The organism is Erwinia typographi, assembly GCF_000773975.1.
GTDB lineage: Bacteria > Pseudomonadota > Gammaproteobacteria > Enterobacterales > Enterobacteriaceae > Erwinia > Erwinia typographi.
On sequence record NZ_JRUQ01000028.1, the window covers coordinates 109,469 to 123,168 of the forward strand.

Sequence of the window (13,700 nt, forward strand, 5' to 3'; positions counted from 1 at the left end):
AAATCACAGATAACGCATCCTGATTACCCGACGGAAATTTTCTTTGCTACATTCCGCGCTGGGGTTAACGTCATCATTCACTGGAGGGAGAATAAAATGAATGGAAAAAATGCCCTTTCCGATGTAAAAACCGAAACTACTTATAATATTCCGCTGGTTCTTGAGGAAAATGTGATCTCCAGCGGCATTATTCTCATCTCCCTGTGGCATACCCTTGCCGATAAAACCTATCGCGTATTCTGGCCGCAGGATAAAAAGAAGCCGCTGATCGCCAGCTCGTGGGTAGCGATTTACACCCTACAGGGAAGCGGCAAGATTCTGCTGCGCGGCGGCGATGAGATTACGTTAAGCGGTAATTGCGCCATTTTCCTCAAGCCCGTAGATATTCTCTCCTATCACTGTGAGGGGCTGGTATGGGAGCAGTACTGGATGGAGTTTATACCGAACTGCGTTATGGAGATTCCATTACGGCAGAAAGCTGTCATTCATAATGGCGAGGGGTTTAATCATGAATTACTGGAAGTCAGTAAGCTATTGGATAATGAAAATTCAAATAAAAAGAACCTTGCCGTCGCCTTTCTGACAAAAATGATTTACCAGTGGATATGTCTTATTTCAGAAAACGGGATTAAACCCGAAAAATTAATTAAAATTGAGAGGTTGCTCTCACTATTACATGCTGACTTACAAACACACTGGCGCGTGGCGGAAATGGCGGCATGGATGCAGTGCAGTGAACAATATCTACGGCGGCTGTTTTTAAAATATACCGGTAAATCGCCAAAAGAGTATTATCTCGACGCAAGGCTGGAGCTTGCCCAGTCGCTGTTGCAGCAGGAAGAGTACAGCGTCAGCCTGGTGGCCGAACGGCTGCATTTTTTTGACTCTTTCCACTTCAGCAAGGCGTTCAAGCAAAAGTTTGGTTACGCCCCTTCCACCGCGAAAGCGCGTCGGCAGGCATTGCGCTGAGCCACACCGGCGGGCGGGCCGCCGGTCGCAGGATCACGCTTTACGCTGGCGCACGGCCTCGAACAGGCAGATGCCGGTAGCGACGGAAACGTTCAGCGAAGAGACGCTGCCCGCCATAGGAATGCTGATCAGCTCATCACAATGTTCACGAGTCAGGCGCCGCATACCCTCGCCTTCTGCCCCCATGACCAGCGCCATCGGCCCGGTCATTTTGCTCTGGAAGACATCGTGACTGGCTTCACCGGCCGTCCCGACGATCCACACGTTCGCTTCCTGCAACAAACGCATCGTTCTGGCAAGGTTAGTCACGGCGATCAGCGGCACATGTTCCGCCGCCCCGCTGGCGACTTTTTTGGCCGTCGCATTAAGCTGCGCCGAACGATCTCGCGGAACGATAACCGCGTGAACTCCCGCCGCATCCGCACTGCGCAGGCAGGCACCGAGGTTGTGCGGATCGGTGATGCCATCCAGGATTAGCAGGAACGGCGAATCCAGGCTGGCCAGCAGGTCCGGCAGGTCGTTTTCCTGATACTGACGGCCAGGCTTCACCCGCGCCACAATCCCCTGATGAACGCCGCCTTCAACCTGGCTATCCAGCCACTGGCGATTCGCTACCTGCACCACAATGCCCTGAGCTTCCAGCGCTTTCACCAGCGGTTGCAGGCGCTTGTCGTCGCGCCCTTTGAGGATAAACACTTCCTGAAAGCGCTGAGGATTGCTGTCTAGCAGCGCCTTCACGGCGTGCAGTCCAAATACTATTTCACTCATTAATCAGTTACTCGAAAAGTCATTTTAAGCCGGGGCAGGCTGCTCGCCTGCCCCGCCAGGGTTATGCTGACGCGTCAGTCTTTTTCTTCGCCGCACGCCGCGCCCGGCTGCCAGCGGCGATTTTGCGGGTTTTATCCGAGGGTTTTCTCGGCTTTTTGTCCTTCTTTGCCCCACCGTCCGCCGCCGCTTCTTTCCTCTGCGGCGCGCGGAACGCGCTGTCTGGCTCAAAAGTTCCTTTTTTGCTCTGATCGCGACGGCGCTTACCGCTGTGCTGAGGCGCGGCTTTTTTGGCGCGATCGCGCTCCGTTTTGCCTTCGCCACGCGGCTTACGGCTGCTGGAGATCATCGCAAAATCAATTTTCCGCTCGTCCATGTGTACCGCGTCTACGCGCACTTCCACCGTATCGCCAAGGCGGTACGTTTTGCCGCCAGACTCGCCAATAAGGCGCTGGCCTACGGCATCAAAGCGGTAATAGTCATTGTCCAGCGTGGAGACGTGCACCAGGCCGTCAATAAACAGATCGGTCAGGCGCACAAAGAAGCCAAAGCCGGTCACGCTTGAGATCACGCCGGTGAAAGTTTCCCCGACATGGTCATGCATAAAGTCACACTTCAGCCAGTCCGCGACGTCGCGGGTGGCCTCATCGGCACGGCGCTCGGCCATCGAGCAGTGCTGACCAAGCTGTAGCATTTGCTCCAGCTCATAATGGTAACCGCCCGTAGGGGTAGTGATCCCCTCAGACATACCGTTCTCTTTCGCCAGCAGATACTTAATCGCACGGTGCAGCAGCAGATCGGGGTAACGACGAATTGGGGAAGTAAAGTGCGCGTACGAAGCCAGCGCCAGGCCGAAGTGGCCGCGGTTTTCAGGATCGTAAACCGCCTGCTTCATGGAGCGCAGCAGCATGGTTTGCAGCATTTCCGCATCGGTACGGCTGGAGATCTGCTTCAGCAGCTCCGCGTAGTCCAGCGGATGAGGCTTGTTGCCGCCGCCCAGCGTCAGTCCCAGTTCGTTCAGCACCGAGCGGAAGCTCTTAATATTCTCTTCGCTCGGACGGTCGTGATCGCGGAATAGCGCCGGTTCGTTATTTTTCTCAACGTAACGGGCTGATGCGATGTTCGCCAGGATCATGCACTCTTCAATCAGCTTGTGCGCATCGTTACGAGAAACCTGCTCAACGCGCTCAATGCGCTCAATGCGACGCTCGGCATTGAACACGAATTTAGCCTCATCGGTTTCGAAGGAGATACCGCCGCGCTGCTCGCGTGATTTCTCCAGCACCAGATACATCCGGTGCAGCTCTTCCAGGTCTTTCACCAGCGGCTGGTATTGCTCACGCAGCTCCTGGTTGCCCTGCAGGATGCTCCACACTTTGTTGTAGGTCAGGCGCGCCCAGGAGTTCATCACCGCTTCGTAATGCTTGTAGCCCGTCAGCTTGCCGGTCGCCGAAATCGTCATCTCACAGACCATACACAGGCGATCTACCTGCGGGTTCAGCGAGCATAAGCCGTTAGAAAGCACTTCCGGCAGCATCGGCACCACCTGAGAAGGGAAATATACCGAGGTGCCGCGGTTTACCGCTTCATCATCCAGCGGGGTGCCAGGACGAACGTAGTAGCTCACGTCGGCAATCGCCACCCACAAACGCCAGCCGCCGCCGCGCTTCCTTTCACAGAAAACGGCGTCATCAAAGTCGCGGGCATCTTCACCGTCAATGGTGACCAGCGGCAGATCGCGGAGATCCACGCGCCCTACTTTGGCCTCTTCCGGCACTTCTTCTTTCAGTTTGGCAATCTGACGCTCAAGCTCTGGCGACCAGGCGTGAGGAATATCGTGGGTGCGCAGCGCCATTTCCACGGCCATGCCGGTGCCCATATTGTCGCCCAGCACTTCCACCACTTTGCCCACGGCTTTACTGCGGCGCGTAGGTCGCTGAACCAGCTCCACCACCACCACAAAGCCCATGCGGGCGCCCATCAAGTCTTCCGGTGGGATCAGGATGTCGAAGCTCAGACGGCTGTCGTCCGGCACCACAAAGCCAACGCCAGCCTCGGTGAAGTAGCGTCCAACGATCTGGTTGTTGCGCGGCTCAAGCACCCTGACCACGCGCGCTTCACGGCGGCCTTTACGATCTGCGCCCATCGCCTGCGCGAGGATCACATCACCGTGCATACACATTTTCATCTGCTCAGCAGAAAGATAAAGGTCGTCTTTACTGCCTTCAACCCGCAGGAAGCCGAAACCATCGCGGTGGCCGATTGCCTTTCCGCGCAGCAAATCCAGACGTTCCGGCAGGGCATAGCACTGACGGCGGGTAAAGACTAACTGACCGTCGCGCTCCATCGCGCGCAGGCGACGGCGCAGCGCTTCAGTCTGCTCCTCGCCAGAAATAGAGAGTTCAGAAGCCAGCTCTTCACGGCTGGCTGGCTTTTCGCGCTTATCCAGATGGGCAAGGATAAATTCGCGACTTGGAATGGGATTGTCGTATTTTTCAGCTTCCCGTTCCTTAAAAGGATCTTTTGACATAGCGGTTCCTCCGTTGTCATCAACTGCTGAGTGAGGGTTGCTCAACCAACAATAATTTGTAGAGCGGATGGTTGTCTTCCAGCAAATCTGCCAGGGTATAGCCATCCAGCACGGTCAGAAAACTCTGTACCGCATCAAAGAGCGCCTGCTTCAGGCGACAGGCCGGCCTGATATGGCAGGGTTGGCAGTTCACCAGCTGTAGCGGTTCCATATCCCGTACCACCTGGCCAATCACAATCTCGGAGGCTGGCCTGCCTAAGCGAATGCCGCCGTTTTTTCCGCGCGCGGCAGCAACGTAGCCAGCCCGGCTAAGTTGATTGATTATTTTGACCATATGATTACGTGAAACACCGTAAGCCTCTGTTACTTCGCTAATGCTGGTCATCTGTCCAGCAGGCAAAGCGGCCATAAAAATCAGCGCACGTAAACCATAATCGGTGAAACTCGTTAGCTGCACGGTAACCTCATAAGCATGACCGACGTTCGGAAGCGCTGCCGTAATCCGCTCATAAATGAGTGTGTTATCAATGATGATAAACCAGCCTTCGCATTCGGGGCTATTTTATTTAAGTAAGCGTTGATAATGAGAAAATAAGGTGGGAAGCACAGGTGGTAAGAGTAAGGCCGGGCAGTCCCGGCCTCTGATAACGTTACGCGTCAAACGGGTCACGCAGGATCATGGTTTCGCTGCGGTCCGGACCGGTAGAAATGATATCAATCGGCACGCCGGTGACTTCTTCAATACGCTTAATGTAATTCAGCGCGGCCTGCGGCAGGCCATCCAGCGACTTCACGCCGAAGGTGGTTTCGCTCCAGCCAGGCATAGTTTCGTAGATTGGCTCAATGCCTTCCCAACCTTCAGCGGCCAGCGGCGTAGTCGTCACTTCGCGACCGTCAGGCATCCGGTAAGCAACGCAGATTTTCACCTCTTTCAGGCCATCCAGCACGTCCAGTTTGGTCATGCAGAAGCCAGAGAGGGAGTTGATCTGCACCGCGCGGCGTACGGCAACCGCATCCAGCCAGCCGGTGCGACGGCGGCGGCCGGTGGTGGCGCCAAATTCATTTCCCTGCTTGCACAGGAACTCGCCGGTTTCATCGAACAACTCGGTCGGGAATGGGCCAGCGCCCACGCGGGTAGAGTAGGCCTTCACAATGCCCAGCACGTAATCCACATAGCGCGGACCGATGCCTGAACCTGTCGCCACGCCGCCAGCGGTAGTGTTGGAAGAGGTCACGTACGGATAAGTACCGTGGTCGATGTCAAGCAGCGTGCCCTGCGCGCCTTCAAACATGATCAGGTCGCCACGCTTGCGCGCGCCGTCCAGCAGTTCAGATACGTCCACCACCATACCGGTGAGGATGTCGGCAATCGCCATGACATCGCCCAGCACCTTATCGTAGTCAACCGCTTCTTCTTTGTAGTAGTTCACCAGCTGGAAGTTATGGTAATCCAACACTTCTTTCAGCTTCGCGGCAAAGGTTTCTTTGTTGAACAGGTCGCCAACGCGCAGGCCGCGACGGGCGACTTTATCTTCGTACGCCGGGCCAATGCCGCGACCGGTGGTGCCGATAGCTTTCGCGCCGCGCGCTTTTTCACGCGCCACGTCCAGCGCCACATGGTACTCCAGAATCAGCGGGCAGGCTTCAGAAATAAACAGACGTTCACGTACCGGGAAGCCACGATCTTCCAGACCTTTCATCTCTTTCATCAGCGCAGCAGGAGACAGCACCACACCGTTGCCGATGATGCTGGTCACGTTTTCACGCAGAATACCTGATGGAATTAAGTGGAGGACGGTTTTCTCACCGTTGATGACTAGCGTATGGCCAGCGTTATGACCGCCCTGATAGCGCACAACGTATTTTGCACGTTCAGTCAGCAGGTCAACAATCTTACCTTTACCTTCGTCACCCCATTGGGTGCCCAGTACGACGACGTTCTTACCCATTTCTCAAAATCACCGATTGCTTAAAAATGGATTCTACCACCGTAAAACCCGTCTTTCAGCTCTTTTAGCATACGATTATTACTTTTTTCCCGGCCTTTAGCCGCCGCTGTGGGTGCTGATCATATAGTAAATCACTGCGCCCGCGACCACGAGACCGCCGCCGAAACGGCGCAGCAGGGTATCCGGCAATTGAGCCATTGATAAAATCATTCGCCGCCAGATGCGCGGCAGCAACACCGGACCGAGGCCTTCTAAAACCAGCACCAGGGCCAGCGCCATCCAAATGGTTGGGTTCATTGTTTTTTCCGCTCAGGACCATAAAAAAAGGGCCGGATTTTCCGGCCCTTCGTTTTATAACAGATTCTTAGCGTGTGGCGGTAGAGGGCGATTTCATAAAGCGGAAGAAATCGCTGTCCGGGCTGAGCACCATCACGTCCTGATTGCTTTTGAAGCTGCTCTCGTAAGCGCGAAGGCTACGAATAAAGGCATAGAAATCAGGGTCCTGACTGAAGGCATCGGCAAACAGCTTCGCTGCTTGCGCATCTCCTTCACCCCGGGTCATCAGGCCGGTACGCTGCGCTTCCGCCAGCGTGCGGGTCACTTCATAATCCGCAGTGGCACGCAGTTTTTCCGCCTCTTCCTGACCCTGAGAACGCTGGCTACGGGCTACTGACTCACGCTCCGCACGCATACGGGCATAAATGGCGTCGGAAACCTCAGTAGGCAGGTTGATCTGCTTAATACGCACATCGACGACCTGAATACCCAACGCCGCCATACTGTTCGGGTTAATAGCCACCTTATTGCCGGTGGTTTCACGCTCAACGCGCGCCGCCGCCGAAGCAATAGCATCGTCCGCCGCAGGGGTAGCGATTTCGTCATCCTGACCTGCGCTACCGGTATTCAGCGCGTCGCGGACGTCGGTAGTCAAACGGCCACGCGAATCGGTCACAATGTCTTTCACGTCGAGACGGCCAATTTCAGAACGCAGACGGTCGCTGAATTTACGCTTCAGCAGCACTTCGGCCTGGGAGACGTCGCCGCCACCGGTTGCCAGATAGTAGCGGCTGAAATCGCTGATGCGCCATTTGATGTAAGAATCAACGATCAGGTCTTTTTTCTCTTTGGTGACAAAACGGTCGGCCTGGTTGTCCATGGTCTGAAGACGGGCGTCCAGCGACTTCACGGATTCCAGGAAAGGAATCTTAAAGTGCAGGCCTGGCTCGTACACCAGCGGCTTGTTTTCTCCGTCGCGCAGAACCTTGCCGAAGCGCATCACGATGCCGCGCTGGCCTTCCTGGACGACAAACAGTGACGCGTATAGCACCACCAGCACAACAATCAATACAACGATTAATGGCTTACGCATCGCTTACTCCCTCCCCTGGCGCTGGGTATCGTTGCGCTGAGCATTTACCCGGCGCTGGTCCATGATGTTATCCGGGCTGAACGCCGAACTGCTGCTGGCGCGGTCATTGCTGTCCGAAGCCGGCGGCAGGCGCAGCAGGTTGTTATTGCTGCTGTTCTGGCTGTTGTTCGACGAGGACGCCCCGCTCTGTCCACGCATCAGCTGCTCCAGCGGCAGCACCATCAGGCTGTTGCCCTTATCGTTAACCAGCACCTTGCGGGTATGGCTCAGCACGTTTTCCATTGTTTCGATATACAGACGTTCACGGGTGATCTGCGGAGCTGCCTTGTATTCAGGAAGCAGTCTCGCGAAGCGATCGACCTCACCCTGCGCTTCAAGCACGGTACGCGTTTTGTAAGCACGCGCTTCTTCCAGAATACGCTGCGCCTGGCCGTTAGCGCGTGGCTGCACTTCGTTGGCATAAGCTTCCGCTTCACGCACGTACTGCTCACGGTTTTCACGGGCGGCAATTGCATCATCGAAGGAAGCCTTCACTTCTTCAGGCGGACGAGCGGCCTGGAAGTTGACGTCCAGCAGGGTGATCCCCATGTCGTAAGGACGAATCGTTTCTTCCAGCTCGCGCTGGGTGTCGCTACGCACCACGGTACGGCCTTCGGTCAGGATACGGTCCATGGTTGAGCGGCCAATCACGCCGCGCAGCGCGCTGTCCGTTGCCTGACGCAGGCTGTCGTCCGCGCTGGTTACCGCAAACAGATAGCGTTCCGGGTTAGTGACGCGATACTGCACGTTCATTTCCACCCGCACGACGTTTTCGTCCGAGGTCAGCATGGTGCCTGACGCTGCCAGCTCGCGCACGGCCTCAACGTTCACCGCGCGAACCTGATCGATAAAGGTAGGCTTCCAGTTCAAGCCTGGCTCAACCAAATGGCTGAATTTACCGAAGCGTGTCACCACGCCGCGTTCCGCCTCTTTAATGGTATAGAAGCCGCTACCGGCCCAAATCACCACCGCCGCCACAACGACGATGCCGATCAGACGACCACTGCGACCCGGCGTATTCTGCCCGCTGCTGTTATCGTTCTTATTCCCACCGCCAAAACCGCCAAGCTTTTTGCTCAGCTTACGAAAAATATCATCTAAATCAGGAGGCCCTTTATCGCGCCCTCCCTTATTTCCCCCAGAGTTGCCGCCTTGATTATTGCTGCTTCCCCACGGGTCGCGGTCCTGTCCGTTATTCCCGGGCTGATTCCACGCCATGTTTATACTCCATATAATTGTGTGTGCGGTGGTATCCCATGGCCGGGATACGCGTGTCAGGCAAAATCAGTCAAACAATGTAATCCACCAGCGCCGGTTCCTGTTTGCACAGGCGGCGCCAGTCCACGATCGGCAAACGTATATGCAAACCTACGCTACCATCGTCTTCATTCCACTCTTTTTCTATCGCCTGAAGCTGATAAAATCGGCTACGTAGCCGCCCGGCTTCAGGCGGCAAACGTAAATCGTACTGCGCGATTTCGCCCGCCAGCCGCTCGGTCAGCGCCTGGAACAGCAGCGAAATCCCTTCCCCGGTCTGGGCGGAAACCCATACGCGGACCGGCATATTCTCTTCGTCACGATCGATGCGCGGCACAAAGCCTTCCAGCATATCGATCTTATTCATGATCTGAAGCATTGGCACTTCGTGGGAATCTATTTCTTCCAGCACGTCGACCACGGCTGCAATATTTTCATCCACGCGTAAATCGGCGGCATCAATCACATGCAGCAGCAGCGTGGCTTCGCGCGTTTCCTGTAGCGTTGCTTTAAAAGCGGCGACCAGATCGTGCGGCAGATGGCGAATAAACCCAACGGTATCCGCCAGCACCACTTCCCCCACGTCGCTGACGTCTACCCGACGCAGCGTAGGATCCAGCGTGGCGAACAGCTGGTTGGCGACATACACATCAGCTGAGGTCAGGCGGTTAAAAAGCGTAGATTTACCGGCGTTGGTATATCCCACCAGCGAAACCGTCGGCACGTCGGCTTTACTTCTCGCCTGACGGCCCTGCTCGCGCTGTTTCGACACCCGCTCAAGACGAGAAAGGATCAGCGTAATACGGTTGCGCAGCAAGCGGCGGTCGGTTTCCAACTGCGTTTCACCCGGTCCGCGCAGACCAATCCCGCCTTTCTGACGCTCAAGGTGCGTCCAGCCACGGACAAGACGCGTGGCAAGATGGCGAAGCTGCGCCAGCTCCACCTGTAGTTTACCTTCATGGGTACGGGCGCGCTGGGCAAAAATGTCCAGAATCAGCCCGGTACGGTCGATGACGCGGCATTCACACAGGGCTTCCAGGTTACGTTCCTGGGCCGGGCTCAGGGCGTGATCGAACAGCACCACCGATGCCCCGCTGGCTTTTACCGCCTCTGCGATTTCAACCGCCTTTCCTTCACCGACGAAATATTTAGGGTGGGGGGATTTCCGACTGCCGGTAACGACCCGCAGCGCTTCTACACCCGCAGAAGAGACCAGGGTTTCGAATTCCTGCAAATCTTCCATATCCCGGTCTTGGGTAAAATAGATGTGTACCAGTACGGCCTGCTCACCGGCATCATAACGGTCAAACAAACTTAAAACCTCTCAGAACCTTGTTAAACCTGCTACACGGATGGCCATACTGCGTGAATATCAGATTCTAAATGCGCGCTGGACCCGTATATCGTCAAGCGGCGATTATTGCGCAATCCGACCTCGCCATCCGGCGAAGAACGAATCGGGCGGATTGCCAGGACGGGGAACCCGACATAACAGGTACCCCCGCCATGGAAGAGCCGTGATTACTCTGCCTCGTCACTCTCTTGCTGAGGCTGAGTAGACGCCCCCGGGTTACTGCCGTGATGATAGTTACTGCTTCCGCCACCCGCATTGTTGCTATGGTGGGAGACTGGACGGGACGGAACAACAGTAGAGATAGCGTGCTTATAAACCATCTGACTAACCGTGTTCTTTAATAAAATCACAAATTGATCAAACGACTCGATCTGCCCCTGCAGCTTGATACCATTCACCAAATAAATCGAAACCGGAACACGTTCACGACGCAGCGCGTTTAAGAACGGATCTTGCAATGATTGCCCCTTAGCCATTCTATCTTTTCCTTATATGCTTGTTGTTTACTACTTAAGAGCATGAAAGCCCTGAAATACTGCGTAAAAATTCGCGCCTGATCATGCACTGATTGTACACAATCACCCAGGCTTAGCACTAAGAACCTGTAACAGGGTATCGCAAGCTGCATCGGGTTGTTCGCTATCCAGCCAGTGAACATCCTTCCAGCCGCGTAACCAAGTAATCTGCCGCTTAGCTAACTGCCGGGTCGCGCAAATTCCCCGATAAACCATGTCATCGTAATCGATTTCGCCAGCCAAAAATGACCACATCTGGCGATAACCTACACAACGAATGGAAGGCAAGTCCGTATGCAAATCACCTCGTGCGTATAACGCCCGAGCCTCCGCTTCAAACCCTGACGCTAACATCTGGTGAAAACGCAGTTCAATACGCTGATGTATGACTTCGCGATGCTGAGGCGCAATCGCGAACTGCAGCACATCGTATGGCAGCGCTTCGCCTGAAGTTTTAGTCAGTTCTGTTAAAGTTTTACCCGAAATGAAAAAAACTTCCAGTGCTCGCGAGAGTCTCTGGGGATCATTCGGATGAATACGATTTCCAGCAACGGGATCTAACTCACATAATTGACGGTGAAGGGCATCCCACCCCCGTTCACTCGCCTGCTGCTCAATACGCTGACGCACTTCAGGATCCGCCGGGGGCAACGGCGACAATCCTTCCAGCAAAGCCTTGTAATAGAGCATGGTGCCACCAACAAGCAACGGAATACGACCGCTTTCGGTAATCTCCGCCATTTCTGCCAGCGCATCCCGACGAAACTCCGCAGCGGAATAGGTTTCTGCAGGATCGCGGATGTTCAGCAAGCGATGGGGCGCCAATGCCAGCTCCTCAGCGGAAGGTTTGGCCGTGCCAATATCCATACCGCGATAGATGAGGGCGGAATCGACGCTTATCAACTCAACCGGTAGCTGCTGACGTAAAGCCATCGCCAGCGCAGTCTTACCGGAGGCCGTTGGCCCCATCAAAAAAATTGCCTTTGGCCGGCCAGCCTTGGATGTCTCACTCATGCTTCAGGGCGTTCATCGCCTGTTCAATATCGATGTGCTGTAAAAATCCAGAAGGCGGCGATTTCAGTAGCTGCGGGCAAAGTCTTTCGACTTCAGCCAGCAATGCAATCGCCTGCGAGTGATTCCAGTGCGGATGGTCAGCTAGCGAATGGCGCGCTAACCATTGCGCTACCTGCGTTGCGGACACATCCTGCTGCCGGGCGAGATAGCCTAACAGTTCTGGAATCAAGTTTTGTAAATTTTGTTGGCGTAATGGTAAAGGTACAGCGCGGAGCGTCACATGATGCGCATCCGCATGGAGTTCAATCCCCATCTGAATCAGCAGGCTACCGTGGCGGCCAAGGGCTTCGCGCTCTGCCTTGTCCAACTTAAGCCGAACGGGGATCAGCAGCGGCTGCGGTTTCAGCCCTTCGTCGCCCGGCGCAAGCTGAGCCTGCTTCAACCAGCGCTCGGCGACCGGCAGATGAATCAGCGCCAGCCGCTCTTTCGCTTCGACCAGCGCAAAATTGCCATGCATCACGGTCAGCACCCGGCCAAAACTCTGGCTGTGGCCGCTGAGCGGTATTTCTGCGGCGCGTTCGCTAACGGGAGACGGCTCCCTGGCGCGCAAAGGTTCCGCCGTGCTCAGGAGTTGCTGATAGGCCCGCCCCTCTTTTGGCTGATAAACAGGCTCCTGTCGCTGCCAGTTGGCCGGGGCAGCACCGCCTGAAGCTCCCGCCCCGGAGCGGGAAGCTGGCGTTGAGCGCGCCGTGCTCCCTGACCAGGACTCGCGGACCGTCCCTTCGCCAGCGCCGCTCGCGGAGTCTGGTTCGGAGGCGACATCGCTGCTTTTGGCCGGTGCCGGAACGGAAAAATGGTTGCCGCCAGCGGCCTGGCGGTTCTCAGGCTGCCAGCGTTCAGCAGGCTCGACGTCCGGCAGCGTTTCCGCTCCCGCCTCTTGCAGCACGCTGACCACTCCCTGATAGATAAAGTCGTGCACCAGCCTTGACTGGTGAAAACGCACTTCATGCTTGGCAGGATGAACGTTAACGTCAACCTGATGCGGGTCGATCTCCAGGTAAAGCACGTAGGCGGGCTGATGATCGTTGCCAAGTTTGTCCTGATAAGCCTGACGGATAGCGTGATTAATTAGCCGATCGCGCATCATGCGGCCGTTCACATAGCAATATTGCAGGTCAGTTATCGCCTTCGATCCGACAGGATCGGCCACCCAGCCCCGCAGGCTGAGATCGCCATGCTGCCACTCAATAGCCAGCGCATGACTGAGGAAAGCCGTGCCGCAGATAGCACCCATACGGCGTTCGCGCTGGCTGCTTTCGCTGACGCCGCGATACTGACGGACCAGCTTGCCGTTATGGGTCAGCGAAAACGCCACGTCAAATCTCGCCAGCGCAATGCGTCGGACGATTTCGTCTATATGGGTGAATTCGGTTTTTTCAGTGCGCATAAACTTGCGCCTGGCTGGCGTGTTGTAAAACAGGTCCAGCACCTCCAGCGTGGTGCCGACAGGATGAGCGGCTGGCTTGAGCGTCACCGCCATCTCTCGCCCTTCCGCATAAGCCTGCCACGCTTCCGCCTGCTCTGCGGTACGTGAAGTCAGCGTCAGTCGGGAAACCGAGCTGATACTGGCCAGCGCTTCGCCGCGAAAGCCGAGGCTGACAATGGCTTCAAGATCGTCCAGCGAGGCAATTTTGCTGGTAGCGTGGCGCGCCAGCGCCATCGACAGTTCGTCTTTGCCAATGCCGCTACCGTTATCACGGATGCGGATCAGCTTCGCGCCGCCCTTATCAATTTCAATATCAATGCGGGTAGCCCCGGCGTCCAGACTATTTTCAACCAGCTCCTTCACTACCGACGCTGGCCGCTCCACCACTTCACCAGCGGCTATCTGGTTAGCAAGCTGAGGAGGCAACACCTGAATCGGCATAGAAATTCCTTG

At 55.8% G+C, this 13,700-nt stretch carries 12 protein-coding genes; 1 reads left to right on the forward strand and 11 read right to left on the reverse strand.

Translation table 11 applies throughout. From position 1 onward, the window contains the following. Nucleotides 1–96 precede the first annotated feature (96 nt). A complete protein-coding gene (locus tag NG99_RS09495) occupies nt 97–969 on the forward strand; it encodes a helix-turn-helix transcriptional regulator (RefSeq protein ID WP_034891419.1) in 873 nt (290 codons plus the stop codon). A 33-nt stretch (nt 970–1,002) separates the two neighbouring features. On the opposite strand, the gene rlmB is transcribed toward NG99_RS09495, so the two are convergent. The 11 genes from rlmB to mutL all read right to left on the reverse strand — a co-directional run bounded on the left by rlmB (nt 1,003) and on the right by mutL (nt 13,688). Further along, entirely contained in the window at nt 1,003–1,737 is a 735-nt protein-coding gene (gene rlmB, locus NG99_RS09500; protein WP_034891421.1) for a 23S rRNA (guanosine(2251)-2'-O)-methyltransferase RlmB, read from the reverse strand. Nucleotides 1,738–1,798: 61 nt separating this feature from the next. Next, on the reverse strand, nt 1,799–4,264 hold the full coding sequence (gene rnr, locus NG99_RS09505) for a ribonuclease R (RefSeq protein ID WP_034891423.1): 2,466 nt from the start codon (nt 4,262–4,264) through the stop codon (nt 1,799–1,801). Nucleotides 4,265–4,283: 19 nt separating this feature from the next. Continuing rightward, nucleotides 4,284–4,721, reverse strand: a complete 438-nt coding sequence (gene nsrR / locus NG99_RS09510; protein ID WP_034891426.1) for a nitric oxide-sensing transcriptional repressor NsrR — start codon at nt 4,719–4,721, stop codon at nt 4,284–4,286. A 193-nt stretch (nt 4,722–4,914) separates the two neighbouring features. Next, nucleotides 4,915–6,213 (reverse strand): adenylosuccinate synthase, encoded by a 1,299-nt coding sequence (locus NG99_RS09515; protein WP_034891429.1) that lies wholly within the window; start codon nt 6,211–6,213, stop codon nt 4,915–4,917. Between the two features lie 96 nt (nt 6,214–6,309). Further along, entirely contained in the window at nt 6,310–6,510 is a 201-nt protein-coding gene (locus tag NG99_RS09520; RefSeq protein ID WP_034891432.1) for a DUF2065 domain-containing protein, read from the reverse strand. A 67-nt stretch (nt 6,511–6,577) separates the two neighbouring features. Continuing rightward, nucleotides 6,578–7,582, reverse strand: a complete 1,005-nt coding sequence (gene hflC / locus NG99_RS09525; protein ID WP_034891435.1) for a protease modulator HflC — start codon at nt 7,580–7,582, stop codon at nt 6,578–6,580. Nucleotides 7,583–7,585: 3 nt separating this feature from the next. Further along, nucleotides 7,586–8,839 (reverse strand): FtsH protease activity modulator HflK, encoded by a 1,254-nt coding sequence (gene hflK / locus NG99_RS09530; protein WP_034891438.1) that lies wholly within the window; start codon nt 8,837–8,839, stop codon nt 7,586–7,588. A 70-nt stretch (nt 8,840–8,909) separates the two neighbouring features. Further along, on the reverse strand, nt 8,910–10,190 hold the full coding sequence (gene hflX / locus NG99_RS09535; RefSeq protein WP_034891441.1) for a ribosome rescue GTPase HflX: 1,281 nt from the start codon (nt 10,188–10,190) through the stop codon (nt 8,910–8,912). Between the two features lie 209 nt (nt 10,191–10,399). Beyond that, a complete protein-coding gene (gene hfq / locus NG99_RS09540; RefSeq protein WP_034891444.1) occupies nt 10,400–10,708 on the reverse strand; it encodes an RNA chaperone Hfq in 309 nt (102 codons plus the stop codon). A 102-nt stretch (nt 10,709–10,810) separates the two neighbouring features. Further along, nucleotides 10,811–11,761, reverse strand: a complete 951-nt coding sequence (miaA, locus tag NG99_RS09545) for a tRNA (adenosine(37)-N6)-dimethylallyltransferase MiaA (protein ID WP_034891447.1) — start codon at nt 11,759–11,761, stop codon at nt 10,811–10,813. Next, nucleotides 11,754–13,688, reverse strand: coding sequence for a DNA mismatch repair endonuclease MutL (gene mutL / locus NG99_RS09550; protein ID WP_034891450.1), 1,935 nt, complete (start codon nt 13,686–13,688; stop codon nt 11,754–11,756). Before mutL ends, miaA begins: the two co-directional genes overlap by 8 nt. Nucleotides 13,689–13,700 lie beyond the last annotated feature (12 nt).

Excerpts from the sequence above, each read along its gene's own strand:
- miaA (WP_034891447.1), bottom strand. The coding sequence starts at position 11,761 with ATGAGTGAGACATCCAAGGCTGGCCGGCCAAAGGCAATTTTTTTGATG.
- NG99_RS09495 (WP_034891419.1), top strand. The coding sequence starts at position 97 with ATGAATGGAAAAAATGCCCTTTCCGATGTAAAAACCGAAACTACTTAT.
- mutL (WP_034891450.1), bottom strand. The coding sequence starts at position 13,688 with ATGCCGATTCAGGTGTTGCCTCCTCAGCTTGCTAACCAGATAGCCGCT.
- hflC (WP_034891435.1), bottom strand. The coding sequence starts at position 7,582 with ATGCGTAAGCCATTAATCGTTGTATTGATTGTTGTGCTGGTGGTGCTA.
- NG99_RS09515 (WP_034891429.1), bottom strand. The coding sequence starts at position 6,213 with ATGGGTAAGAACGTCGTCGTACTGGGCACCCAATGGGGTGACGAAGGT.
- hflK (WP_034891438.1), bottom strand. The coding sequence starts at position 8,839 with ATGGCGTGGAATCAGCCCGGGAATAACGGACAGGACCGCGACCCGTGG.
- NG99_RS09520 (WP_034891432.1), bottom strand. The coding sequence starts at position 6,510 with ATGAACCCAACCATTTGGATGGCGCTGGCCCTGGTGCTGGTTTTAGAA.
- hfq (WP_034891444.1), bottom strand. The coding sequence starts at position 10,708 with ATGGCTAAGGGGCAATCATTGCAAGATCCGTTCTTAAACGCGCTGCGT.
- rlmB (WP_034891421.1), bottom strand. The coding sequence starts at position 1,737 with ATGAGTGAAATAGTATTTGGACTGCACGCCGTGAAGGCGCTGCTAGAC.
- rnr (WP_034891423.1), bottom strand. The coding sequence starts at position 4,264 with ATGTCAAAAGATCCTTTTAAGGAACGGGAAGCTGAAAAATACGACAAT.